Source organism: Pseudomonas canadensis, from assembly GCF_000503215.1.
GTDB classification, from domain to species: domain Bacteria; phylum Pseudomonadota; class Gammaproteobacteria; order Pseudomonadales; family Pseudomonadaceae; genus Aquipseudomonas; species Aquipseudomonas canadensis.
Map to the genome: position 1 here is coordinate 720469 of NZ_KI628539.1, position 22940 is coordinate 743408.

At 61.5% G+C, this 22940-nt stretch carries 21 protein-coding genes and 1 pseudogene; 10 read left to right on the forward strand and 12 right to left on the reverse strand.

From position 1 onward, the window contains the following. Window positions 1-177: 177 nt before the first annotated feature. The 6 genes and pseudogenes from U367_RS0126205 to U367_RS0126230 all read right to left on the reverse strand — a co-directional run bounded on the left by U367_RS0126205 (window position 178) and on the right by U367_RS0126230 (window position 7018). A complete protein-coding gene (locus U367_RS0126205) occupies window positions 178-822 on the reverse strand; it encodes a glutathione S-transferase N-terminal domain-containing protein (RefSeq protein WP_028619227.1) in 645 nt (214 codons plus the stop codon). A 105-nt stretch (window positions 823-927) separates the two neighbouring features. Further along, entirely contained in the window at window positions 928-1713 is a 786-nt protein-coding gene (locus U367_RS0126210) for an ABC transporter ATP-binding protein (RefSeq protein ID WP_028619228.1), read from the reverse strand. Next, window positions 1710-2768, reverse strand: a complete 1059-nt coding sequence (locus U367_RS0126215; protein WP_028619229.1) for a FecCD family ABC transporter permease — start codon at window positions 2766-2768, stop codon at window positions 1710-1712. Before U367_RS0126215 ends, U367_RS0126210 begins: the two co-directional genes overlap by 4 nt. A gap of 49 nt (window positions 2769-2817) precedes the next feature. Further along, window positions 2818-3924, reverse strand: a pseudogene (locus U367_RS1000000131200) (ABC transporter substrate-binding protein); the annotation flags it as partial. Between the two features lie 28 nt (window positions 3925-3952). Continuing rightward, window positions 3953-4633, reverse strand: a complete 681-nt coding sequence (locus tag U367_RS0126225; protein WP_028619231.1) for a Fe2+-dependent dioxygenase — start codon at window positions 4631-4633, stop codon at window positions 3953-3955. Between the two features lie 3 nt (window positions 4634-4636). Beyond that, window positions 4637-7018, reverse strand: a complete 2382-nt coding sequence (locus U367_RS0126230; protein WP_028619232.1) for a TonB-dependent receptor — start codon at window positions 7016-7018, stop codon at window positions 4637-4639. Window positions 7019-7216: 198 nt separating this feature from the next. Between U367_RS0126230 and U367_RS0126235 the strand changes: the two genes are divergently transcribed. Together U367_RS0126235 and U367_RS0126240 are read left to right on the forward strand one after the other, a co-directional pair. Next, window positions 7217-7927, forward strand: a complete 711-nt coding sequence (locus tag U367_RS0126235; protein WP_028619233.1) for a response regulator — start codon at window positions 7217-7219, stop codon at window positions 7925-7927. Next, window positions 7924-9309, forward strand: coding sequence for an ATP-binding protein (locus U367_RS0126240; RefSeq protein WP_028619234.1), 1386 nt, complete (start codon window positions 7924-7926; stop codon window positions 9307-9309). Before U367_RS0126235 ends, U367_RS0126240 begins: the two co-directional genes overlap by 4 nt. Before the next feature lie 177 nt (window positions 9310-9486). Here U367_RS0126240 and U367_RS1000000131205 read toward each other — a convergent pair whose 3' ends face one another. The 4 genes from U367_RS1000000131205 to U367_RS0126255 are packed head-to-tail and all read right to left on the reverse strand — an operon-like array spanning window position 9487 to window position 11159. After that, a complete protein-coding gene (locus tag U367_RS1000000131205) occupies window positions 9487-9687 on the reverse strand; it encodes an SEC-C metal-binding domain-containing protein (protein ID WP_003189235.1) in 201 nt (66 codons plus the stop codon). Further along, the gene (locus U367_RS0126245; protein ID WP_028619235.1) at window positions 9684-10166 is read right to left on the reverse strand and encodes an LEA type 2 family protein; all 483 of its coding nucleotides are present in this window, start codon (window positions 10164-10166) and stop codon (window positions 9684-9686) included. Before U367_RS0126245 ends, U367_RS1000000131205 begins: the two co-directional genes overlap by 4 nt. A gap of 20 nt (window positions 10167-10186) precedes the next feature. Beyond that, window positions 10187-10657, reverse strand: a complete 471-nt coding sequence (locus U367_RS0126250; RefSeq protein ID WP_028619236.1) for a YchJ family protein — start codon at window positions 10655-10657, stop codon at window positions 10187-10189. A gap of 4 nt (window positions 10658-10661) precedes the next feature. Then, on the reverse strand, window positions 10662-11159 hold the full coding sequence (locus tag U367_RS0126255) for a DUF6231 family protein (RefSeq protein WP_028619237.1): 498 nt from the start codon (window positions 11157-11159) through the stop codon (window positions 10662-10664). Window positions 11160-11349: 190 nt separating this feature from the next. Here U367_RS0126255 and U367_RS0126260 point away from each other — a divergent pair, with 190 nt between their 5' ends. Further along, entirely contained in the window at window positions 11350-12045 is a 696-nt protein-coding gene (locus tag U367_RS0126260; protein ID WP_028619238.1) for an OmpA family protein, read from the forward strand. Between the two features lie 160 nt (window positions 12046-12205). Continuing rightward, window positions 12206-12964 (forward strand): hypothetical protein, encoded by a 759-nt coding sequence (locus U367_RS0126265; protein ID WP_028619239.1) that lies wholly within the window; start codon window positions 12206-12208, stop codon window positions 12962-12964. Between the two features lie 144 nt (window positions 12965-13108). Here the strand turns inward: U367_RS0126265 and U367_RS0126270 are convergent, their stop codons facing one another. Then, window positions 13109-13573 (reverse strand): CopD family protein, encoded by a 465-nt coding sequence (locus tag U367_RS0126270; protein WP_028619240.1) that lies wholly within the window; start codon window positions 13571-13573, stop codon window positions 13109-13111. Between the two features lie 99 nt (window positions 13574-13672). Between U367_RS0126270 and dinG the strand changes: the two genes are divergently transcribed. The 5 genes from dinG (at window position 13673) to pdxH (ending at window position 21402) form a co-directional block, all read left to right on the forward strand. Beyond that, window positions 13673-15817 carry an ATP-dependent DNA helicase DinG gene (gene dinG, locus U367_RS0126275; protein ID WP_028619241.1) on the forward strand — a complete coding sequence of 715 codons (2145 nt, stop codon included), beginning with the start codon at window positions 13673-13675 and terminating at the stop codon, window positions 15815-15817. A gap of 89 nt (window positions 15818-15906) precedes the next feature. Continuing rightward, window positions 15907-18204 carry a beta-galactosidase gene (locus U367_RS0126280; protein WP_028619242.1) on the forward strand — a complete coding sequence of 766 codons (2298 nt, stop codon included), beginning with the start codon at window positions 15907-15909 and terminating at the stop codon, window positions 18202-18204. Window positions 18205-18286: 82 nt separating this feature from the next. Next, window positions 18287-19432, forward strand: coding sequence for an EstA family serine hydrolase (locus U367_RS0126285; RefSeq protein WP_028619243.1), 1146 nt, complete (start codon window positions 18287-18289; stop codon window positions 19430-19432). Window positions 19433-19575: 143 nt separating this feature from the next. After that, window positions 19576-20727 (forward strand): OmpA family protein, encoded by a 1152-nt coding sequence (locus tag U367_RS0126290; protein WP_028619244.1) that lies wholly within the window; start codon window positions 19576-19578, stop codon window positions 20725-20727. A gap of 27 nt (window positions 20728-20754) precedes the next feature. Beyond that, window positions 20755-21402 carry a pyridoxamine 5'-phosphate oxidase gene (gene pdxH / locus U367_RS0126295; RefSeq protein WP_028619245.1) on the forward strand — a complete coding sequence of 216 codons (648 nt, stop codon included), beginning with the start codon at window positions 20755-20757 and terminating at the stop codon, window positions 21400-21402. Window positions 21403-21438: 36 nt separating this feature from the next. Here pdxH and U367_RS0126300 read toward each other — a convergent pair whose 3' ends face one another. Then, window positions 21439-21699, reverse strand: coding sequence for a hypothetical protein (locus U367_RS0126300; protein WP_028619246.1), 261 nt, complete (start codon window positions 21697-21699; stop codon window positions 21439-21441). Window positions 21700-21856: 157 nt separating this feature from the next. Here U367_RS0126300 and U367_RS0126305 point away from each other — a divergent pair, with 157 nt between their 5' ends. Continuing rightward, window positions 21857-22321, forward strand: a complete 465-nt coding sequence (locus U367_RS0126305) for an outer membrane lipoprotein (RefSeq protein WP_003189251.1) — start codon at window positions 21857-21859, stop codon at window positions 22319-22321. The last annotated feature ends 619 nt before the right edge of the window (window positions 22322-22940 follow it).

Consider the following 22940-nt stretch of genomic DNA (forward strand, 5'->3'; position numbering starts at 1 on the left):
GTTAGTGAGCGCGGCGAAACGACGCAAGCGGGAGTCGATGCTTATTTATCGATTGATTTGTAGAACGCGTAATAACTGTAGGAACCGGCTTGCCGGCGATGAAGCCGTCAGCCTCAGCGAAGATGGCGACTGTTCAATCGCCATCGCCGGCAAGCCGGCTCCTACAAAGGGCCAGGCTCAGGATTTGGGCGGGTTCACTTTCTGCACCAGCTCATACGCGCGCACTGTTGCCGGCCGCTCCTTGATGCTGTTGAACCAGCGATGCAGATGTGGGAAATCTTCCAGGCGTTGGCTCTGCCACTTGTGGGAGACGATCCACGGGTAGATCGCCATATCGGCGATGCTGTAGGCCTCGCCCGCCACGAATGCACGATCTGCCAGACGACGGTCGAGCACGCCGTAAAGGCGGGCGGTTTCGTCCACATAACGCTTGATCGCGTAGGGGATCTTCTCCGGTGCGAACTGGCTGAAGTGATGATTCTGACCCGCCATCGGGCCCAGGCCGCCCATTTGCCAGAACAGCCATTGCAGCGCTTCCTGGCGACCATGCAGGTCTTTGGGAATGAACTGGCCGGTTTTTTCCGCGAGGTACAGCAGGATCGCGCCGGATTCGAACAGCGAAATCGGCGCGCCGCCGTCGGTCGGGGCCTGATCGACGATGGCCGGAATGCGGTTGTTGGGAGCGATCTTCAGGAAGTCAGGCTTGAACTGTTCGCCCTGGCCGATATTGATCGGGTGCACCTTATAGGGCAGGCCGGCTTCTTCCAGGAACAGCGATACTTTGTGACCGTTGGGGGTAGTCCAGTAATACAGGTCGATCATGAAGCTCTCCAAAAGTGGTGATGCTTGAGCGAATGCCTGTAGGTATAGGTAATGTTGGGTGTGCGAAAATTCAATGAAACATTTGCGCATACTCTTAGAAGCAAATTAAAAGGCGCCGTCCACCAACACCTGCACGGTGTGCTGCGAACAGCGCTCGATGCGTGCCCGCACGCGATACACCTCGGCAAACAGCAGTGGGTTAAGCACGTCGTCCGCTGCACCGCTGGCATACAAGCGTCCCTGGCGCAGTACGGCAATATGGTCGGCGAAGCGTGCGGCGAGGTTGATGTCGTGCAGCACCACCACGGCAATCAGGTTGTGTTCGCGCACCAAATCGCGCACGCAATCCATGACTTTCAGTTGGTAATTGAGGTCGAGGGCGCTGGTGGGTTCGTCCAGCAGCATCACCTGCGGGCGACGCGCGATGAGTTGGGCGAGGCTGACCAATTGGCGTTGGCCACCGGAGAGCGTGCTCAACAGTTGATCAGCCAAATGTGCGATTCCAATGCGTTGCAAGGCGTCGAAGGCTTCACGCAGGCAGGCGTCGCTGGACAACGGGATGCCCTCGACATTCGCTACGCGCAGGGCGGCGATCACGCTTTCCATCACGCTGAGGCTCAAGCCTGGCGGCAGGTTCTGCGGCATGTAGGTCACGCGCCGCGCGCGCTCGGCGACAGACATGGCCGACAGGTCAAGGTCACCCAATCGTACAACGCCTTGCATCTTTTCCAGCCCGGCCACGGCACGCAGCAGGGTGGACTTGCCCGCGCCGTTGGGGCCGATCAGAGCGGTCAGGCTGCCGTGGGGCAGGGTGGGCAGACTAAGGTCGTGCACGATCTGCCGACGCCCGTAACTCACCTGGGCGTTGTGTACGCTCAAACCTTCGCTCATAACTGCCTCCCCCGCTTAAACACCAGCACCACGAAAATCGGCACGCCCACCAACGCGGTGACGATGCCCACCGGCACAATCACGCCGGGCATGATCAACTTGCTGGCAATCGACGACAGCGACAGCAGCAACGCGCCGGTCAGGGCGCTGGCCGGCAACAGGAAACGTTGATCTTCGCCCACCAGGATCCGCGCGATATGCGGACCGACCAGGCCGATAAACCCGATTGTGCCCACAAAGGCCACGGCGGTGGCCGACAGCAGGCTGATGCGCAACAGTGAGAAAAACCGCAGGCGCTTCACGTCGACGCCAAAGCTTTGCGCACGGTCCTCACCCATGCGCAACAGGGTCAGGCGCGGTGCGGCGGCAAAGGAAAACGGCAGCACTACCGCGACCACCAGCGCCAGGATGCCGAGCTTGTCCCAGTTGGCGCGGGTCACACTGCCCAACGTCCAGAACACCAGCTGTTGCAACACGTCTTCGGTGGCCACCAGTTGCAGCAGCGCCACCACCGCGTTGCAACTGAACACCAGGGCGATGCCGAACAGCACCAGGCTTTCCACCCCGGCGCCGCGCAAACGCGACATGGCTTGCAGCAAGAACACCGAAGCCGCGGCGAAGATGAAGGCTGAGAGGGAAATCGCCGTATTGGCCGACACCCACAGCGTCGTCACCGGAAACACAATCACCAGGGACGCGCCCAGCGCTGCGGCCGACGACACGCCCAGGGTGAACGGGCTGGCCAGCGGGTTGTTCAGGATCGCCTGCATCTCGGCCCCGGCCAATGACAGCGCGCAGCCCACCAGCACTGCCATGAGTGCATAGGGTAGGCGCACGTTCCAGATGATTACTTGGTCGGTGGCGCTCAGATGCGACGGGTGCAGGATACCGTCGAGCAAGGCCAGCAGGCCCATACCCGAGGGGCCGCTGGCAAGGTCCACGAGGATGGCGCACACCAGCGCCGTACCGAGCAGGCCCAGCAGCCAGGCGCGCCGCGCCAACAGGCGACGGTAGCCGTCGGTGGCGTTGGCAAGGTCGAGGGTTTGAGTGGTCATTGGGCTCACACAATTTCGAAAACAATAAAGATCTAAATGTGGGAGCGGGCTTGCTGTCGATCCAATAGGCACCCTGCAACGGCATCCCCAGGAATTGCGCGTTGATCTGGTTCATGGTCGCCTGCGGATCCAGCTTGGCGAACAGCTCTGGGTGCACCCATTTGGCCAACGATTCAATCGCCAGCAGGTTGTACGGTGAGTTATAGAAGTCATGCCACAGGCCGTGGGCATTGCCTTCGCGGATTGCACGAAGATTGGCGAATTCGGGACGCGCCAATACCCGGTCCAGCGCCTCGTGGGCTTCATCTGCGCCAACACCCGCGCCCAAGATCAAGCCGGGCTTGCGGTTGCCGGTGGCTATATACACATCCGGGTCGGCCTTGAGCGCGTATTCGACGCTGATATCGCCCAGCGCACCCGGCACCACGCCAGCCGCGATATTGCGCCCGCCGACCAGTGCGATCAGTTCGCCCATGCCACTCTTGCCGGTGGTATGCCCCGGCGCTTGCCAAACGCCGGCCAGCAGTTCGAGGAACACACTCGGGCGCGGCCCCGCCGGCAAGGTGGCGACCGCATCGGTGATCACCTTGATGTGCTGGTCATAGAAGCCCAGGAACGCCTTGGCCTGGGCTTCACGCCCCAATGCCTGGCCCAGCGCAGTCATGCTGGTGTGAGTGCCCTGCACCGGGTTGATGCGGAAGTCGACGAACACCACCGGAATGCCCGCCTTGGCCAGCACATCGGCGACCGGACTGTGTTCGGTGGGGCCGTGACCGGAAATGCTGAACACTGCCAGGTCAGGTTTCAGCGAAAGGATTTCCTCGGCGCTGACGCTTTGTTCCGACGCTTGCCCGATCAGCGGGATGTCTTTCACTATGGGAAATTTCGCCACGTAGGCGTTGTAGGTGTGTTGGTCGAGCAGGCGCAAATCATTCTGCCAGCCGACGATGCGCTGGAAGGGCGCGTCCTTGTCCAGCAACGCAAACGCCGAAATCAGCCGGCCTTCACCTAGGACAACGCGCTTTACGGTGTCCGCCACTTCGACCTTGCGGCCCAGTACGTCGGTGACTTCATGGGCGGCAGCGGATTCAGCGTGGCCAAGGACCAGGGCGCCGAACAGCACACCCAGCTTGAGCAGGTGACGAGGTTTCAACATGGCAGGGACTCCAGGTGCAGGCGGCGCATCAGACATCGCTCCAGCGCCGCAACAGGTTGTGGTAGGCGCCGCTCAGTTGCAGCAGCGCGTGGTGGTCGGCGTTTTGGGCGGTGAGGGTCTGGATGGCGACGTCCATGTCCAATAGCAACTGGCGCTGGCTGTCTTCGCGCACCAGGCTTTCGATCCAGAAAAAACTCGCGATGCGTTCACCGCGCGTCACCGGGTTGATCTTGTGCAAGCTGCTGCCGGGGTAGATCAGCAGGTGACCGGCGGGCAGCTTCACCGCGTGCTCGCCGAAGGTGTCGCGGATCACCAGTTCACCGCCGTCGTAGCTGGCCGGGTCGGCCAGGAACAGCGTGGCGGAGATGTCGGTGCGCACCCGTTCGCGCACGCCCTTGATGCCGCGAATGGCGTTGTCGATATGCCAGTCGAAGGCTTCACCACCGCTGTAGCGGTTGAACAGCGGCGGGTAAATGCGCTTGGGCAAGGCCGCCGACATGAACAGCGCGTTGTCCGACAGCCGCGCCAGAATCTGCTCACCGATGCGCAGGGCCATCGGTGAATCTTCCGTCAGTTGCCGGTTGTTTTTCGCCATGGCCGAGCGCTGTCCGGCGGTCACCTTGCCGTCAACCCAGGGCTGATCGAGCAAGGCGGCCACGGTGGTGTCGACTTCGCTGGCACTGAGCAATGCCGGGATTTCGATCAGCACGGTTCAGAACTCATAGTCGACGCTGGCGGTGAGGGTGCGCCCGGCACCTGGGATGCCGTAGAGCTGGAAGCCGTCGAGGGACGCGCCGACCTGGCTGTAGTAGAACTTGTTGAACACGTTGTTGAGGTTGAGGTTGACCGTGGTGTCCTTGTTCACCTTGTATTGCGCGGCCAGGTTGCTCAGCCAGTAGCCGGGGGCTTTTTCGTGGTCGCGGGTGTAGATCGCATACACGCCGGACGGGCCGTTGGCGTAGCTGCTGTTGTTGTTCAAGCCGCCGACGTATTTGTTGTCGGTGTAACGGCGGCGGCCCACGTATTGCTCGCCGTAGCTGAGGCTCAGGGCGTCAGTGACGGCGTAGGTGGTCCACAGGTTGGCGGTCAGGTCAGGCACGTTCTTGGCTTCGGCGCCCTTGTTGATGCCTTTGGTCTGGGTGCTCTTGAGTGCCGAAAAACCACTGTAGGCAGTCCAGCGCGGGGTGATATTGCCTTGCAGGCCCAGTTCGATGCCGTCTACACGCTTGGCGGGCAACGCGCGTACCGGGGCGGATTCGCCGTCCTGGTATTCCCAGGCATTGTCCAGTTCGGTGCGGAAGATCGCTGCTGTGACGTTGAGCATATCGTGGGCAATGTCCCACTTGGTGCCCAGTTCATAGGTCTTGGACTTGGCCGGGCTGTAGTTGCTGGTGCTGGCCGCGCCGTAGATCTGGTTGTTGGTCGACGCGCCCAGTGCCGACGGCTGCGCCGCCTCGCTGTAGGACACGTAGAGGCTGCCGTTGGGCAATGGCTTGAACACCGCGCCGACCCGGCCGCTGACGGCACCGTCGGTGCTGCTGATTGTCGCCTGGCCGCGTTGGCTGGTTTGTGCGCGCCAGTTGTCATAGCGCAGCGACCCCAGCACTTGCCACTGATCGCTGAGGGTGATGGTGTCGCCCAGGTAGATCCCGGCGTTGTCGATCACTGAGCGCGGGTCGCCTTCGCCTTTGGTCACGTAGGTGCTGGCGAAGCTGTGGCTGGGGTCGTTCATGTCGAACAGCATGTTGCCAGCCGGCACCTTGGCGTTGCGTTTCAGGCCGCCGTAAGTCTCGTGATAGAACTCCAAGCCGCTGACCACGGCGTGCTGCAGGCTGCCGGTGGTGAGGTTGAAGTTGAAGTCGGTCTGGTTGTCGAGGATGGTGTAGCGCTTGGACAGGCCGAAGTCGCTGCCGCGCAGGATGCCGTAGGCGGTGTTGCTGTTGTTCACATAGTCGGTGTAGGCATTCACCGTGCTGCCCGGCACTTGGCTGATCGGTCCTACACCGGTGTAGCCCAAGGTCGCACAACGGGTGCCAGTGCAGGTCTTCTGGCCGTTGGCGTTGGCGGCGAAGAAGCGCGCCGGGGAAAGCACGGCAAAATTGTCGCTGCGCTCCCAACGCGTCTGGTTGCGCAGGTTGGCGTCATTCCAGTCGAAGTCATGCTCGAAGCGCGCCGTGAGCGAAGTGGTTTTGTTCTCTTGGGTGTAGAGGCTCGAGTCGCCGTACCAGTTGGAGCGCTTCACGCCGGGCATGCGATCGCCGTTCGTCCCACGCTGAATCGGCACGCCGCCGTCCGGGGTGTTGGTGTCTTTCTGGTAGAAGGTGTCGACGAAGAAGCGCGTGTCGGTGCCCAAGCCAAAGCCGAACGAGGTGCCAATGCCCCAGCGGTCGTAGTCCACGTCGTCACGTTCGGCCACCTGGTTGTAGTGCTTCATCAGGTTGACGCGTACGGCGGTGGTGTCGTTCAGCTGCTTGTTAAGGTCGGCCGTGAGGCGGCGGTAGCTGTCGGTGCCGATCCCGGCCGAGACTTTGTTGGCATCGCCCAGGTGCGCTTCCTTGCTGACCAGGTTGACGCTGCCACCCACGGCGGACACTCCGGACTCGATGGACCCGGTGCCCTTGAACACTTCCGCCTGTTGCAGGTTGAAGGTGTCGGTACGCGTGGACATACCCGCATCGCGCACGCCGTCGACGGTCAGGCTTTGCTCGGAAGAAAACCCGCGAATCGAAAACAGGTCGCCCCACCCCAGGTTGCCCTCGCCAGACATGAAGGTAATCCCCGGCACGTTGCGCAACACTTCCTGCAAGGTCTGCGCGTTCTGCTCCTTGAGCACCTGCTGCGGCACGATGGTCACGCTTTGCGGGGCGTCCAGCAGCGGTTGGCTGATTTTTGCCGAGGTCACCCGGTCCACTTTGAAAGTGGAGGTGGCTTCACCATCGACCTTGATTTCCGGCAGGCTCAGCACCGAATCGTTGGACTTGGCCGGTGGCGCATCGGCAAAGGCAATCGGGGCGACGCTGCCGGCAGCCAGCAGGCCGAACATCGGTGCCAGAGTGGTGTGCAGCGTGTGGCTGCGAGATGTGGGCGATGACATGGGCAACTTCCGAGTCTAAATTACAATTACTCTCATTTAGGTTCGGTAGTCTAAAGAGCGTTTTCCCCTGCCATACCCCAGGTTTGTATCGCTGATGCGTGATTATGGTTTCCTACAACATTCCATTACATTTGCCTGCACGGCTGGCTGAACTTTCGGCTATTTGCTGCGTTTCATTGTTTTTCGGATTGACTGCCCATGGCCAAGCAAGACCACCTGCTGATCGTTGATGACGATCCGCAAATCCGCCAGTTGCTCTGCGACTACTTGAGCGACGCCGGCTTCCAGGTCTCCACTGCGGCCGACGGCAAGGAAATGCGCCGCCGCCTGGCGCTGAATGTCATCGACCTGATCGTCCTCGACCTGATGCTGCCCGGTGAAGACGGCTTGAGCCTGTGCCGCGAACTGCGGGTGAACTCCAACACGCCGGTGGTGATGCTCACGGCAAAAGGCTCGTTGATCGACCGCATCGTCGGCCTGGAAATCGGCGCCGACGACTATCTGCCCAAACCGTTTGACCCGCGTGAGCTGCTGGTGCGGATCAAGGTGGTGTTGCGCCGGGTGCAGAGCTTTCCCGACCGCGCGCGCCTGGATGAAGCGCCGAGCATCCGTTTCGCCGGCTGGCAGCTCGACACGCGGGCGCGGCAGTTACTGTCGCCGGAGGGTGTGGTGGTCAGCCTGGGCAACTCCGATTACCGCGTGTTGCGCCTGCTGTTGCAGCACCCCAATCGCCCGCTGAGCCGCGACTTCCTGCTCAATCACGTGTTCGACAAGGACAGCACGCCGTTCGACCGTTCCATCGATGTGTGTGTCAGCCGCCTGCGCTCGCAACTGCCGGCGGGGCTGATCAAGACCGTGCGCAACGAAGGCTACATGCTCACCGCCGATGATGTGGTACTGGAATCGTGAGACTGCTGCCGCGTTCGCTGTTCGGGCGGTTGGTGCTGATTTTGGTCAGCGGCATGCTCGCGGCGCAGGCGCTGACCAGCAGCATCTGGTACGACCGGCGCCATGGGCAGGTGCTGGAAATCCCTGCGCGCTTGATCGCCACGCGCCTGGCGGACGTGGTGCGGCTGGTGCACAGCGACCCGCAACAGGCGGACCTGCTGATCAAGCTGCTCGACACGCCGACCTTCCGCCTGACCGTCAGCGACCAGGCGAGTAATACGCCCAGCACGCTTCACGACAGCGACCGGCCCACCGAACGGTTGATCAAGAAGGTATTGTCGGAAAAAACCGGTTACGCCCAGACGCTGATCCTGTTGCGCCTGTCGCTGGTGGATGGCGAAGGGCACACCGCCGGGCTGTCGACCCTGCTGGGTTCCAAACCGGTGGTGGGGCAGTTTCTGATCGACCTGCGCCTGCCCGACGGCCGCTGGTTGCAGGTGGATGCCAGCGAGGAACAGGGCTGGACCAGCACCTCACCGCTGGACCTGGTGTTCGATTACGTCATGCGCATTTATTTGCTGCGGGTACTGGTATTGGTGCTGATTGCTCTGGTGGCGGTGCGCCTGGCGATCCGCCCGCTCAACGCGTTGGCCAAGGCGGCCGAAGCCCTGGGCCGGGATATCCAGCGTCCGCCATTGTCGGTGGATGGCCCTACCGAAGTGCGCCGTGCTGCCCAGGCCTTCAATGCCATGCAACAGCGGCTGATCGCCAACATTGCCGAGCGCACGCGGTTTCTTGCGGCCATTTCCCACGACCTGCGTTCACCGATCACACGCCTGCGCCTGCGCACCGAGATGCTCGAGGACAACCGCACTAAGGAGCGTTTTCGCAGTGACCTGGAGGAAATGGAGCACATGGTCTCCAGCACCTTGGATTTTGTCAGCAGTGGCGAAATCAACGAGGCGCGACAGAACATCGATATCAATGCGTTGTTGCAGAGTCTGCAAGCGGACCTGCAAGACGTGGGCGAGAACGTGGTGATTGAAGGCCGGGCCAAACAGCCACTGCCAGGGTACGCCCGCAGCCTCAAGCGGTGTGTGCAGAACTTGCTGGAAAACGCGGTGCGTTATGGCAGTGAGGTGGTGGTTCGGGTGGAGGACCAGGCGGATAGCTTGAGAATTCTCATCAGCGACCGAGGGCCGGGGATTCCCCAGGCACAGCTGGAACAGGTGATGGAGCCGTTCTACCGGGTGGAAGGCTCACGCAATGCCGAGACCGGCGGGTATGGCTTGGGGTTGAGCATCGCTCACACCATCGCCAAGGCGCATGACGGGCGGTTGAGGTTGCGTAATCGGGAGGGAGGAGGGCTGGAAGTGGAGCTGCAGTTCCAACGCCGATCCTGAGGCTCGCGCAGGGGGGGTATGTAGTGAGCGGGCTTGTCCCGCGCTGGGCTGCGCAGCGGCCCCATTAAGGCCGCGGCAGTATTACAGATACAACGCGTTGTCAGTTTTTAGGGTTGCTTCGCAGCCCCGCGCGGGACAAGCCCGCTCACCACAACAAGCCCGCCACAGGTTGGGGCATCAAGCCCCGTGGCACTTCTTGAATTTCTTCTCGCTGCCGCACGGGCAAGGATCATTGCGACCCACGTCCTTCAAGGCATTGCGCACCGGCTCCTGGTGAGCGTGGCCGCAGTTCGGGCCGTGGACATGGCCGTGGTCGTGATCATGGTGATCGTGATCGTGGTTGCAGTCAGGACCATGGACATGGGGTTGCTGAGTCATCGATGTCGCTCCGGAATAAAATCGCCGGGGATTATCTCGCCATTGTGGTTCACCTGCACGTCATAACCGATGAATAATCCGGTTTTCAGCTCGCCATCCAAGCGATACGGCACGGGCTGGTCGGGATTTTTCAGCATCTGCACCACATCACGGATCTGCGGCCAGAGGTTGGTGCGCACCGACACCCGGAAAAATTTATGACTGCGCGGCGGCACGGTGAGCCACTCATTGGACTCGCCCTCGGTCAGCACGAAGTCGCCCAGGGTGACCTTGTAGATCAAACCGCGCACAGTCAGGTCGGCGTCGTCGCGGTTATCTACGCGAAAGTACAGCTTGAATTTCTGCTCCAGCAGCTTGGCGCGCACCACTTCGACTTTCACCAGCGACACGTGGGGCGGTGGGGAGTCGTCTTCAAACCACGACGCGCAGCCGCTCAAACCGAGGGCTAACGCCAGCATCAAGCTGTACATCCGAAGCATGGCGTTAATCCTTAGAGTTGTTAGAGGTAGCTGGAACAGCACTTCTTGAATTTCTGCCCGCTGCCGCACAGGCAGGCATCGTTGCGTCCGGCCTTCACTTCCACGGTCGGGTCGATGAAGTACCAGCGCCCGTCATTCTGTACGAAAGAAGACTGCTCGCGGTGGCTATGTTCACCGTTGCTGTCATGCCAGCGCGCGGTGAAGGTCACGAACGCGTGTTCCGGCTGGCCGCCGAACACCTCCGAGCTTTCCACCTCAAGGCCGAGCCAGGTGCTCTGGGCGCTCCAGGCGGCGATGGCGTTGCGGTCCAGGCCCGGTTGTTGGGCGGGCAGGGTGGTAGCGACCAGGTAGTCCACCAAGCCCAGCACATAGGCGCTGTAGCGCGAGCGCATCAACGCGGTGGCGCAAGGTGCCGGATGCCCGGCGTGATAATGACCGCAGCAGGCATCCAGCAGGTTGCCACTGCCGCAGGGGCAAATGGATGTACTCATCGGGTTACCACCAATACTTTCCGAAGTTTTCCGGGTTGGCCCAGAAGCGGGCGTTGAGCCAGTCCGGCACTTGTTTATAGTCAAGCAGATCGTAGGTAAACAGCGTCAGAACCTGCTCATCACGCTGGAATCGCTCGCCGGCCTGCAGGGCCAGGGAGAAGAAGTCGGTGTCCTTCCAGTCGCAGGCGCCCAGGTCCACCAGCACCGCAATGCGGCTGGCATTCAGGTTACGGATGCCGCCAAGCAGGGTCAGGCCTTGCGGTTTTGACAGGTGCTCCAGGCAGTCCACCACCAGCGCCAGGTCAAACCGCTGTGCGGCAAGCTCTGTAGGCAACGCGCCCGGTGCCGCGATGGACACCTGGGTATCCGGGTGGGCTTTTTGAAAAGCCTCCAGCGCCGGGAACTGGCTGGCGCCCAACAGCAGCAGGCGTTTGGGCTGGTGCAGATCGAGCAAGGCGGCCAAGGCTTGCTGGGGGGTACGGGCAGAAATACCGGCGGTCATCAGAGATCCTCACATCAGGACCGTAGAGACTAGCGCGGCTGAGCGTGCGGGCCTAGAGCGGGCGGCTGTGAAAAGTCCTACGAATGCGGCGATCCTCAATGAATACAGGGGCGCGGCGTAGTGGCGCAGATGAAAAGAGCCGTCTTTACTCCACCCATCGGCCCCCGCCGATCCCCTCAGGAGAAATCAGATGAGCATCATGCGGACAGCTCTACCCTTGGTTCTGCTAACCGGAGTATTGACAGGTTGCGCAGGTTTGCAAAAAACCGACTGGCCCACCTGCGCCGCCCTTGGCGGTGTGACCGGTGCGGCGATCGGTGCCACTGAAAGCTCGGCCTACGCGGGCGCGGGTGCGCTGCTGATCGGCGGCATGGCCGGCGCCTATTGCTGGGTGCACGGCGATGGCGACGAAGACGGCGATGGTGTGCCGGACAGCCGTGACAAGTGCCCAGGCACGCCAAAAGGTGTGCCGGTGGATGCCAATGGTTGCCCACCGACACCGCCAGCGGCCGTGGTTGAGGAAGTCGTCGTGGTCAAGGAAGAAACCATCGTGATCCGCGATGTGCACTTCCAGTTCGACTCGGCCAAGCTGACGGCGGCGGACAAAACCAAGCTCGATACCATCGCCACGCGCTTGAAACAGGAAGCCCCGAGCGCCCAGTTGCGGGTCAGTGGCCACACCGACAGCGTCGGCAAAGACGCCTACAACCAGAAACTCTCGGAAAAACGCGCCCATTCGGTCACGGACTATCTGATCGGTGCCGGCGTGCCGCGCAGCAATTTTGTCGCGGTAACCGGCGCAGGTGAAAGCCATCCGGTCGCGGATAACAAAACCGCCGAAGGCCGCGCCTTGAACCGCCGCACGGAAATTCAGATCAACCGCTGACGGCCCTTGCCCCTGTGCGATCCACAGGGGCATTGCTGCCAATCCGCCCCCTTTATCAACTTTTTTGATCCTTCACTGGCAAAGCGCCTGTGGAAGTCGTTACTGTGCATCCAAAGAAAAACTAGAAATATTTTTTGAAAATTTTCAGGGGAGCTCCACGATGCGTAAGGTTTTACTGCTGGCCCTGTTGGTCAGCCCTGTTGCCCTGGCTCAAAGCGTCAGTGTGGAAACCAACTCGTTGATGCGCCTGCCCAGCAGTACCAGCGTGTTGCAACTGGAGCGGTTGGAGGTGGCGGACTACGGCACCTTGCTGATCCCCGCCACCATCAGCCAGGTCACGGTGGATGAGCTGCACCTGGGCCGCGACGCCCGCATCGCCATTGTGCCCGGCAACACCGCGCTGCAATTGCAGGTGCGCCACGCGCAGTTGGACCACGGCAGCCAGATCACCTCGCGCGGCGCGCCCGGCACCCACGAAAAACCGGCCAAGGCCGGGCGTGACCTGACGTTGCGCATCAACTCATTGACCGCTGAAGAACTCTCGGTAGACGCCCGTGGCGGCGCTGGTGCACAGGGTTATTCCGGGTTGGACGGAGCCAATGGCGTGGATCCAGGCTGCACCTGGGGTTCGGCCGGTCGCGGCGCCAATGGTGATAACGGCGGTGATGGCTTGCCTGGCGCGTCTGGCGCGCAGGTGCGGGTCGAGTTGCCGCAGGACTTCCCGGCGCAGCAGATCAAGGTCTGGGTGGACGGTGGTCCCGGTGGTTTGGCCGGCACGGCGGGCAAGCCTGGCAAGGGTGGCCAGTCCAAAGGCTGCCTGGTGTACCGCGCCGATGGTGGCGAGAAGGGCCGCCCAGGGTTGGAAGGGCAGCCGGGGCCGGCTGGGCCTGCAGGCACTGTGACCATTCAGCGGTTGTAGTGAGCGGGCTTGCCCCGCGCTGGGGGGCGAAGCCGCCCTAAAATCGTACGACCTGTTTCTCACTGCAAACACGCGGTGACTGGATTGGGGCGGCTTCGCCCCCCCAGCGCGGGGCAAGCCCGCTCACCACAACAAGCCCGCTCACTACAACATCGGCCGAGCCGAAGCAATCGCCACCACCACCAACCCCACGATCAAATTGATCCCCACCAACCGGCGGATCTGCCCCAGCACCGCAGCCCCCGCTGGCCAGTCCTCAGCCGCCACCGCCGTGCGCAATTCCGGGAATTTCAACGCCTGGATACGGATAAACAACGCCGTCATCACTAGGTACAAGCCCATCATCACCTGCACATAACGCGGCGCCGTCTCAAACCCATTGAAGCGCAATTGCAGCAGGCCGATGCCGCTGATCGGCAAAATCGCCACCGCGATCCATACCCACACGAAAAAACGTTGAAACACATTTGCCCACAGCTTGAGTCGGGCAGGGCCTTCAAGTGCCGCCACAGCGGCGGGGCGCAGGATCATCCAGGCGAAAAACATACCGCCGACCCATACCAGGGCGGCCAATACATGCAGGGTGTAAGCGAGGCTAAACGCGGTCATTGTGGTACTCCGTTCTGCGCGGGATTCATTAGCGGGGTATGATAGCCGCCGATCCGAACCACTGAAAATTTATCCAGCGTTTTTTGCGCCCGACTATCCATGATCAGCACTGAACTCAAAACCACGATCCAGGGCGCCTACTCGCGTTTTCTCGAAGCCAAGAGCTTGAAACCGCGCTATGGCCAACGCCTGATGATCGCCGAAGTGGCCAAGGTCCTCGGGGATATCGACACCGACGACGAAGGTCGCCGCGAGGGTGAGCCCGCGGTCGTGGCCGTCGAGGCCGGCACCGGTACCGGCAAGACCGTGGCCTACAGCCTGGCCGCGATCCCCACCGCCAAGGCCGCCGGCAAGCGCCTGGTGATCGCCACCGCCACCGTCGCCCTGCAGGAGCAGATCGTCTACAAAGACCTGCCCGACCTGATGCGCAACAGTGGCCTGAATTTTACCTTCGCCCTGGCCAAGGGCCGTGGGCGCTACATGTGCCTGTCCAAGCTCGACGTATTGCTGCAGGAAGGCCACGCGCAAACCGCGACGGCCCAACTGTTCGAAGAAGAAGGCTTTAAGATCGAGGTCGATGAGGCCAGCCAGAAGCTGTTCACCAGCATGATCGAGAAACTGGCCGGTAATAAATGGGACGGCGACCGCGACAGCTGGCCCACCGCCCTGGAGGATTCCGACTGGGCGCGCCTGACCACCGACCACAGCCAGTGCACCAACCGTCATTGCCCGAACTTCGGCCAGTGCGCCTTCTACAAGGCCCGCGAAGGTATGGGCAAGGTCGACGTGATCGTCACCAACCACGACATGGTCCTGGCCGACCTGGCCCTGGGCGGCGGCGCCGTGCTGCCGGACCCGCGTGACACCCTCTACGTTTTCGACGAAGGCCATCACCTTCCCGACAAGGCCATCGGCCACTTTGCCCACTACACGCGCCTGCGTTCCACTGCCGACTGGCTGGAAACCACCGCGAAGAACCTCACCAAGTTGCTGGCCCAGCACCCGCTGCCCGGCGACCTGGGCAAGCTGATCGAACAGGTGCCGGAGCTGGCGCGGGAGATCAAGACCCAGCAGCAATTCATGTTCAGCGCCTGCGAGCAGGTGGCCGACTTCAAACCCGGTGAAGACGTCGAGGGCCGCGAGCGGCCGCGTCATCGGTTCGTCGGCGGTTTGATTCCCGAGCACATGCGCGAAATGGGCATCGAGCTGAAGAAGGGCTTTTCACGCCTGACTGACCTGTTCACCCGCCTCACCGACCTGCTTAAGGAAGGCATGGATGGCGAGGTCAACATCGGCATCGCCAGCAACCAGGCCGAGGAATGGTACCCGCTGTTCGGCAGCCTGCTGTCCCGCTCCCAGGGCAACTGGGAGTTGTGGACTGCCTTCACCGTTGAAGACCCGGAAGACAACCCGCCGATGGCGCGTTGGCTGACCCTGTCGGAAAGCGGTGCGCTGTTCGACATCGAGGTCAACGCCAGCCCGATCCTGGCCGCCGAAATGCTGCGCCGCAACCTATGGAACGTGGCCTACGGCTGCTTGGTTACCTCGGCCACACTGACCGCCCTGGGCACCTTCGACCGCTTCCGCATGCGTGCCGGCCTGCCGAAAAAGGCCGTCACAGCAGTGGTGCCGAGCCCGTTCCATCACGCCGATGCCGGTGTGTTGCGGGTGCCGGACCTCAAGGCCGACCCACGGGATGCGGCGGCCCACACCGCCGCGATCATCCGTGACCTGCCGGAGCTGGTGGAAGGTTCACGCGGTACGCTGGTGCTGTTCTCGTCACGCAAACAGATGCAGGACGTGTTCGACGGCCTCGACCGCGACTGGCGCAAACAAGTGTTTATCCAAGGCAACCTGTCCAAGCAGGAAACCCTGAACAAACACAAGGCGCGCGTCGATGGTGGGGACTCCAGCGTACTGTTCGGCCTGGCGAGCTTTGCCGAAGGCGTGGACTTGCCGGGCGCCTACTGTGAACACGTGGTGATCGCCAAGATCCCGTTCTCGGTGCCGGATGATCCGGTCGAGGCGGCGTTGGCCGAATGGATCGAAGCGCGGGGCGGTAACCCGTTCATGGAGATCTCGGTGCCGGACGCTTCCTTGAAGCTGGTCCAGGCTTGCGGTCGCTTGCTGCGTACCGAAGAGGACCGAGGCACCATCACCTTGCTCGACCGCCGTTTGGTCACCCAACGCTATGGCAAGGCTATTCTTAATGCCTTGCCGCCGTTCAGGCGCGAAATTTCTTAAGCCACCGTGGGCGGATTCGCCCACTTCGTGGTCTATCTCACTGTATTTCATCAGGCCATTCATCGGCCGTCTGGGAGAACCTTGCTCGTATGATTCGCACGCTGCCCGCCCTTTTTGCCCTGCTGTTCGCCGCGCCCTTGATGGCCGCGCCTGCCGGGCAACAGACCTTGTTCAACTTCGTCCGGCCCGCTGATGTGGTCAAGGTGGCGACCCAGGACGCCAGCCTGCCGCAGTACAACGCCGAGCAGACCCCCGAAGGCGAAGTGTTGCGCCGCATCACGTTCAACCCGGCTGCCGAACCCAGCCTGGTGCTCAGCCCACAGACGGGCGCCTGGGACTGGTCCCAGTCGGGGGCCATGAGTCTGCGCATCCAGAGTGCGATGGATTGGGCGCTGACGCTCTACGTCAAGGTGCAGAGCAGCGACGGCCGTACCCTGGTCAGTCGCATCGACCTTCCGGCGGGCCCGGCGCAAACCTTGTTGGTCCCGTTGCAGGCCAACTCGCCGTTGAGCCAGGGCATGAAGGCCGGCCCGCCGATGCCGATCACCCTAGACGGCCAGCGTGTCTTGCTGGCCAGCAGCGCGGGTGAAATCGACCGCAGCCAGGTGGTTTCGGTGACGTTGTCGATGATCAAGCCCAACGCCGCCCAAAGCATCCTGCTGGAGCGCTTTGGCGTGCAGGACAGCGAGCCGGTGTTGAAGGCTGCCTACAGCGAATTGGTGGATGCCTATGGTCAATCCACCCGTGCGCGCTGGCCGGAAAAAGTCAGCAGCGACGAACAACTCAAGGCCGCCGCTGCCAAGGAGCAACAGCAGCTCCAGGGCTGGCTGGCCACGCGGGAAAAGTCCTCGTTGGATAAGTACGGTGGCTGGAACAAAGGTCCGGCGTTCGACGCCAGCGGGTTTTTCCGCACCGAGAAACGCGATGGGCGCTGGTACCTGGTGACGCCGGAGGGGCATCCGTTCTATTCGCTGGGCGTCAATACCGTGGCCCCGGACAACAACCAGACCTACGTGTCCGGCCGTGAATGGATGTTCGCGGTGCTGCCCAAGGCCGGCGAACCGTTCGACAAGTATTACGGCAGCGGCGACAACCGCACCGGCAACGGCGCGGGTGAAGGCCGCAGCTTTGGCGCCGGGCGCTGGTACGATTTCTACGGCGCCAACCTGCAACGCACTTATGGCGGTGACGGGTTTGACCAGACCCGCTGGACCACTCACACCCTCGACCGCCTGCAAGCCTGGGGTTTCAACACCGTGGGCAATTGGAGCGACGACGATCTCGCCCGTGCCGATCGCGTGCCTTACACCTTGCCGCTGTCGATCGTCGGCGACTACACCAGCATCAGCACCGGCACCGACTGGTGGGGTGGCATGCCCGATCCGTTCGACCCGCGCTTCGCCATGGCCACCGAGCGCGCCGTGGCCATCGCTGCCCGCGATCACCGTGATGATCCGTGGTTGATCGGTTTCTTTGCCGACAACGAGTTGGCCTGGGCCGGCCCAGGTGATGATCCGAAGTCCCGCTATGCCTTGGCCTACGGCACCTTGCGCATGACCACCGATGTCCCGGCCAAGCGCGCGTTCCTCAAGCAACTGCGCGACAAGTACCGTAACGAAGAAGGGCTGTCGAAAGCCTGGGGCATCGAACTGAAGGGCTGGGAGCTGATGGAAGACCCGGGCTTTGAACCGCCGATGCCCAACCCCGAACACCCGGAAATCGAAGCGGACTTCAAGTATTTCCAGAAGACCTTTGCCGATGCCTACTTCAAGACCATTTCCGACTCGCTGAAGTGGCATGCACCCAACCAACTGCTGTTGGGTGGTCGTTTTGCGGTGAGCACGCCGGAAGCCGTGGCGTCCTGTGCCCAGTATTGCGATGTGCTGAGCTTCAACATGTACACCCTCAAGCCGCAGGACGGTTATGACTTCGCCACCCTGCGTGCGCTGGATAAGCCAGTGCTGATCACCGAATTCAACTTTGGCTCGGCTGACCGTGGGCCGTTCTGGGGGGGAGTGACCCAACTGGCCAAGGAAGAGGACCGTGGTGTGGCGTACGGCAACTTCCTCAAGCAGGCCATGGCCGAGCCGTCGATTGTCGGCGTGCATTGGTTCCAGTACCTGGATCAGCCGGCAACCGGGCGTTTGCTGGACGGTGAAAACGGCCATTTTGGCCTGGTGGGTATCACCGATGTGCCGTTCCAGGGCTTTGTCGACAGCGTGCGCAAAAGCAACCTGGCGGCGGTCGATCAACTGGGCAAGGAAGCAGAAAAGGCCAAGGCGGCGGGCGCCGTGCGTGAAAGCGAAGGCGGCAGGGCCGGGCACGAAGGCAAAGGCCCGGGGCAGGGCGCCGGGCATGCGGGCGGGCACTCAGGGAATGGTCATTGATTGAGGGCTGACGGGTTCACAAAACCCACCAGTACTGGAACAATGTCGGCCACTTTTTGCTGTGTTGTCCGAGGGTGTTCAGGTGCAGATCCAGGGTCATTACGAACTCCAGTTCGAAGCGGTACGTGAAGCCTTTGCCGCGTTGTTCGATGACCCGCAGGAGCGTGGTGCCGGGCTGTGTATCCAGATAGGCGGCGAAACCGTCGTCGACCTGTGGGCCGGCACCGCCGACAAGGACGGTGCCGAGGCTTGGCACAGTGACACCATCGTCAACCTGTTCTCCTGTACCAAGACGTTTACCGCCGTCACGGCCTTGCAGTTGGTGGCCGAAGGCAAGTTGCAACTGGACGTACCCGTTGCCAACTACTGGCCGGAGTTTGCGGCGGCGGGGAAAGAATCCATCACCCTGCGCCAGTTGCTCTGCCACCAGGCCGGGTTGCCGGCGATCCGCGAGATGCTGCCGACCGAGGCGCTGTACGACTGGCAACTGATGGTCGACACCCTGGCGGCCGAAGCCCCGTGGTGGACGCCCGGCCAAGGTCATGGCTACGAGGCGATCACCTACGGCTGGCTGGTGGGTGAATTGCTCCGTCGCGCCGATGGGCGTGGGCCGGGAGAATCCATCGTGGCGCGGGTTGCGCGGCCATTGGGGCTGGACTTCCATGTGGGCCTGGCGGATGAAGAGTTTTATCGCGTGGCACATATAGCGCGTAGCAAAGGCAATATGGGCGATGAAGCGGCACAGCGTTTACTGCAAGTAATGATGCGTGAACCTGCGGCCATGACGACGCGTGCTTTTGCTAATCCACCGTCTATTCTGACCAGCACTAACAAACCTGAATGGCGCCGTATGCAGCAGCCAGCGGCAAATGGTCACGGTAATGCACGCAGCCTGGCGGGCTTTTATAGCGGCTTATTGGACGGTAGTTTGCTCGAAGCCGACATGCTTGAACAATTGACCCGCGAACACAGTATCGGGCCGGATAAAACATTATTGACACAAACCCGTTTTGGCCTGGGTTGCATGTTGGACCAACCGCAGCTGCCCAATGCCACCTTCGGCCTTGGCCCGCGTGCATTCGGGCATCCCGGCGCAGGCGGCTCGGTAGGCTTTGCCGACCCAGAGCATGATGTAGCGTTTGGTTTCGTCACTAATACATTGGGGCCTTATGTACTTATGGACCCACGGGCACAGAAGTTGGTCGGAATATTGGCCGGTTGTCTGTAAACCCCTTGCTGTTTCACGTTTTTTTGTTACAAAGGCAACTATAAGAAGGCGCTGAACGAAATGATGTAACTTTAATGTTCTGTAAGCGTCTGTTTAACGGGTCATCCAGACCCCCGTTTCTTTTCTCATTTTGTGGATATCTCATGTTATCGAACAAGTCCTTGGCACTGGCGCTATGCCTCACTATTACCGGCTGCGCACAAACTCCACAAAATGATGCCGAGGGCGGGCATTGGTGGTCATTTGGATCTGATAAGGCCGCGACCAAGGACGCAGTGACCCAAACCGATGCCAAGCCGGAGGCTAAACCGGACACCAAGCCCGCTGCCGGCGCCAAGCCTGCCGCCCCGGTAGCCGCCGCTGCCGCCCCAGCCGCCAAGGCTGACACCGGCTCCAGCTGGTGGCCGTTCTCTTCCAAGACTGCCGACGAAAAGGCCGCCGATGCCAAGGCCGACCTGAAAGCCGACCTCAAGGCCGCCGAGCCCGCACCTGCCGCCACTCCAGCCGTCGCCAAGAACGACACCGAAACCAAATGGTGGTGGCCGTTCGAAAGCAAACCCAAGCCATTGGCCAAGGTCGACGTGACCAACGTGCCGATGCCTGACCCGAAAATCACTCAGGCCTGGTTGGATGACTATGAGCCACGCCTGCGCGCCGCCATCAAGGACAGCAACCTGCAACTGGAACGTCGTGACAACGTGCTCGTCGTGATCGCGCCGGTAGACGGTTCCTACAACCCGAAACGCCCAGCCATGTTGCTGCCGGTCACCCTGGGTCCGTTCACCCGCGTCGCCAAGGCCGTTGAAGCCGATCCGAAGACCGCCGTACTGGTACTGGGCCACGTCGACGCAACGGGCACCGCCCCAGCCAGCCAGGCGCTGACCAAGGAACGTGCACAATCCATCGCGTCGATCTTCAGCCTCAGCGGCCTGAAGCAGGACCGTCTGATGCTGCGTGGCATGGGCGACCTGATGCCACGTGCCGCCAACGACAGCAACCAGGGCCGTGCCCTGAACCGTCGGATGGAAATCATGTTCACTCAGCGCACCACCATGCTGGCGCTGTTGAGCAAATATCAGTCGGGCAAAACCCCGCCTGTCGCCGAGATGGTTGCAGTGCAGGACGTTCCGGCACCGGCCCCAGCGGCCAAAGCCGCCGCTAAAAAGGCGCCAGCCGCCAAGAAAGCCGCTGCCAAGCCAGCCGCCAAAAAAGCCCCGGCCAAGCCTGCTGCCAAAAAGCCAGCACCGGCCAAAGCCAAGGCTGCAGCCCCGGCCAACGACCAAGCAAAAAACTGATCCGCTGAACCACAAGGATAAAGCCGCATGACCCAGGCACTGGCCGATATGCGCCGTGACTACACACGGGATGGTTTGAGCGAGGCCCAGGCCCCGAGCGAGCCGTTTGCCTTGTTCCATCAGTGGTTTGCTGACGCGGTGAAAACCGAGCAACCACCGGTGGAAGCCAATGCCATGACCTTGGCCACCGTCGACCAGGATGGTCGTCCGCACTGCCGCATCCTGTTGCTCAAGGGGTTGGATGCGCAGGGCTTTACCTTCTTCACCAACTATCAGAGTGCCAAGGGCCAGCAGCTCGCGGCGCGGCCGTTTGCGGCCATGACCTTCTTCTGGCCGACCTTGGAGCGCCAAGTGCGTATCGAAGGGCGGGTGGTGAAGGTCACGGCTGAAGAGTCGGACGCTTATTATCAGGTCCGCCCGCTGGGCAGCCGCCTGGGCGCCTGGGCGTCTCCGCAGAGCCAGGTCATCCGCGACCGCGAAGAGCTGCAGGACCTGCTCAAGGCCACCGAACAGCGTTTCAGCGACACCCAGCCCGACTGCCCCGAGCATTGGGGTGGCTACCGCTTGCTGCCGGAGCGCATCGAGTTCTGGCAAGGTCGTGCCAGCCGCTTGCACGACCGGCTGAACTATCGCCTGCAAGGGGCCGATTGGGCGCGCGAGCGCTTGGCACCCTGAGCTGCACCTTTCGTCACTTCACCTGAATGTTGCCCGTCACCCTGAAGTCTCTACACCAGAGGCTTCGGGCGTGTACTGCTGCGCGGCATTCTTCAGCCAATGCGGTAGGTCGGACCGTTTGATTTTCAAGTTGCGGGCCTTTTCCAGCTGCCTGAGCATGAAGGCACGCTTGTGCGCATCATTGCCCGCCAGGGAAAGCGCCAGATCGCGATCCACCCAGCGCCTGATGCGCAGGTACAGCCAGCCATGGAAATACAGGCCGGCAAGGGTTGTGACTACAATGATGAAGTAATCCATGAAGATCCTGGTTGGACGTTAAGTGCTACCGTTCGTCGATTTTTCTGGTGCGGGCAGTCTGTACTGAGGCTGAATGAAAGCAATTTTCTGCGGTGCTTGCCGTGACAGGCGTCAAGCTGCAGCGTTTAATGACCACCTGTCCTTTGGAGTTGATGCTATGCGTAAGTCCGTTTTACTGGTTGCCTGCTTTACCACCCTGTCGTTGCTGCTGGGTGGCTGCGCCTCGAGTCTGACCGGCGACTCGTACTCCCGTGACGAAGCGCGTCGTGTACAGACCGTGCGCATGGGGACCATCGAATCCCTGCGTCCGGTGAAAATCGAAGGCACCAAGACCCCAATTGGTGGCGCTGCTGGCGCAGTCATTGGCGGCGTTGGCGGCAGTGCCATCGGCGGCGGCCGTGGCAGCATCGTGACCGCCGTGATCGGTGCTGTTGCTGGCGGCCTGTTGGGTTCGGCCACCGAAGAAGGCCTGACCCGCACCCAGGGTGTGGAAATCACCGTTCGCGAAGACGACGGCAGCATGCGCGCCTACGTGCAAGCCGTGCAGGAGAATGAAATCTTCCGCATTGGTGACCGCGTGCGCATCATGACCGTTGATGGTACCAGTCGCGTTACTCGCTAAGCGCGGGTTGTAGAAACACAAAACCCCAACCGGGTGACTGGTTGGGGTTTTTCGTTTTATGGGCGGCTGCCAGGTTAAAAGCAAAAAACGCAGGCAATAAAAAACCGCCTTAGTAGGGCGGTTTTTTATTGCATACCCAACTATCGGCTGGGGATGCGACTCAAAGATGCATTGACCTGCAGCCGGATGTTACCCCTGGTCATACGGTCATGCAAGGTTGGGAGATAGTCCACGAGGGCGATTCCTGCAGCTTTTCTGTTTTTGATTTCACTGCAAAAAATTGCAATAGATCTCGCAAGCAATACTGGATATTTGATCACTGTTCGTCACACCTTCATTCGGGATATTCGTTAGGCTCTTCCCTGTTCTACATTTGTTGCTTTTAGGTGAGCCGGGTACGCGCGCGAGTTTTCGGACTGACCGCCACGGGCTAGTAATCCGTGCCGGATTCACGCGGAAGGCCCATCAACCCGGCCGCCTCAAAGATGCATTGACCTGCATCCAAAGGCCACGTGTTCCGGTAAGTGTGCTGGAGGTAGGCCCAAAGTAATGGGGCCGAGTATGTCGAAGTTTGCACGGCGTATGTGGAACCTCGTAGTGAACTGCCTGCGTGCTTATC

Bases quoted from the DNA above. Each gene is read 5' to 3' on its own strand.
- U367_RS0126205 (WP_028619227.1), bottom strand. From the start codon at position 822: ATGATCGACCTGTATTACTGGACTACCCCCAACGGTCACAAAGTATCG.
- U367_RS0126210 (WP_028619228.1), bottom strand. From the start codon at position 1,713: ATGAGCGAAGGTTTGAGCGTACACAACGCCCAGGTGAGTTACGGGCGT.
- U367_RS0126215 (WP_028619229.1), bottom strand. From the start codon at position 2,768: ATGACCACTCAAACCCTCGACCTTGCCAACGCCACCGACGGCTACCGT.
- U367_RS0126230 (WP_028619232.1), bottom strand. From the start codon at position 7,018: ATGTCATCGCCCACATCTCGCAGCCACACGCTGCACACCACTCTGGCA.
- U367_RS0126235 (WP_028619233.1), top strand. From the start codon at position 7,217: ATGGCCAAGCAAGACCACCTGCTGATCGTTGATGACGATCCGCAAATC.
- U367_RS1000000131205 (WP_003189235.1), bottom strand. From the start codon at position 9,687: ATGACTCAGCAACCCCATGTCCATGGTCCTGACTGCAACCACGATCAC.
- U367_RS0126245 (WP_028619235.1), bottom strand. From the start codon at position 10,166: ATGCTTCGGATGTACAGCTTGATGCTGGCGTTAGCCCTCGGTTTGAGC.
- U367_RS0126250 (WP_028619236.1), bottom strand. From the start codon at position 10,657: ATGAGTACATCCATTTGCCCCTGCGGCAGTGGCAACCTGCTGGATGCC.
- U367_RS0126255 (WP_028619237.1), bottom strand. From the start codon at position 11,159: ATGACCGCCGGTATTTCTGCCCGTACCCCCCAGCAAGCCTTGGCCGCC.
- U367_RS0126260 (WP_028619238.1), top strand. From the start codon at position 11,350: ATGAGCATCATGCGGACAGCTCTACCCTTGGTTCTGCTAACCGGAGTA.
- U367_RS0126265 (WP_028619239.1), top strand. From the start codon at position 12,206: ATGCGTAAGGTTTTACTGCTGGCCCTGTTGGTCAGCCCTGTTGCCCTG.
- U367_RS0126270 (WP_028619240.1), bottom strand. From the start codon at position 13,573: ATGACCGCGTTTAGCCTCGCTTACACCCTGCATGTATTGGCCGCCCTG.
- dinG (WP_028619241.1), top strand. From the start codon at position 13,673: ATGATCAGCACTGAACTCAAAACCACGATCCAGGGCGCCTACTCGCGT.
- U367_RS0126280 (WP_028619242.1), top strand. From the start codon at position 15,907: ATGATTCGCACGCTGCCCGCCCTTTTTGCCCTGCTGTTCGCCGCGCCC.
- U367_RS0126290 (WP_028619244.1), top strand. From the start codon at position 19,576: ATGTTATCGAACAAGTCCTTGGCACTGGCGCTATGCCTCACTATTACC.
- pdxH (WP_028619245.1), top strand. From the start codon at position 20,755: ATGACCCAGGCACTGGCCGATATGCGCCGTGACTACACACGGGATGGT.
- U367_RS0126300 (WP_028619246.1), bottom strand. From the start codon at position 21,699: ATGGATTACTTCATCATTGTAGTCACAACCCTTGCCGGCCTGTATTTC.
- U367_RS0126305 (WP_003189251.1), top strand. From the start codon at position 21,857: ATGCGTAAGTCCGTTTTACTGGTTGCCTGCTTTACCACCCTGTCGTTG.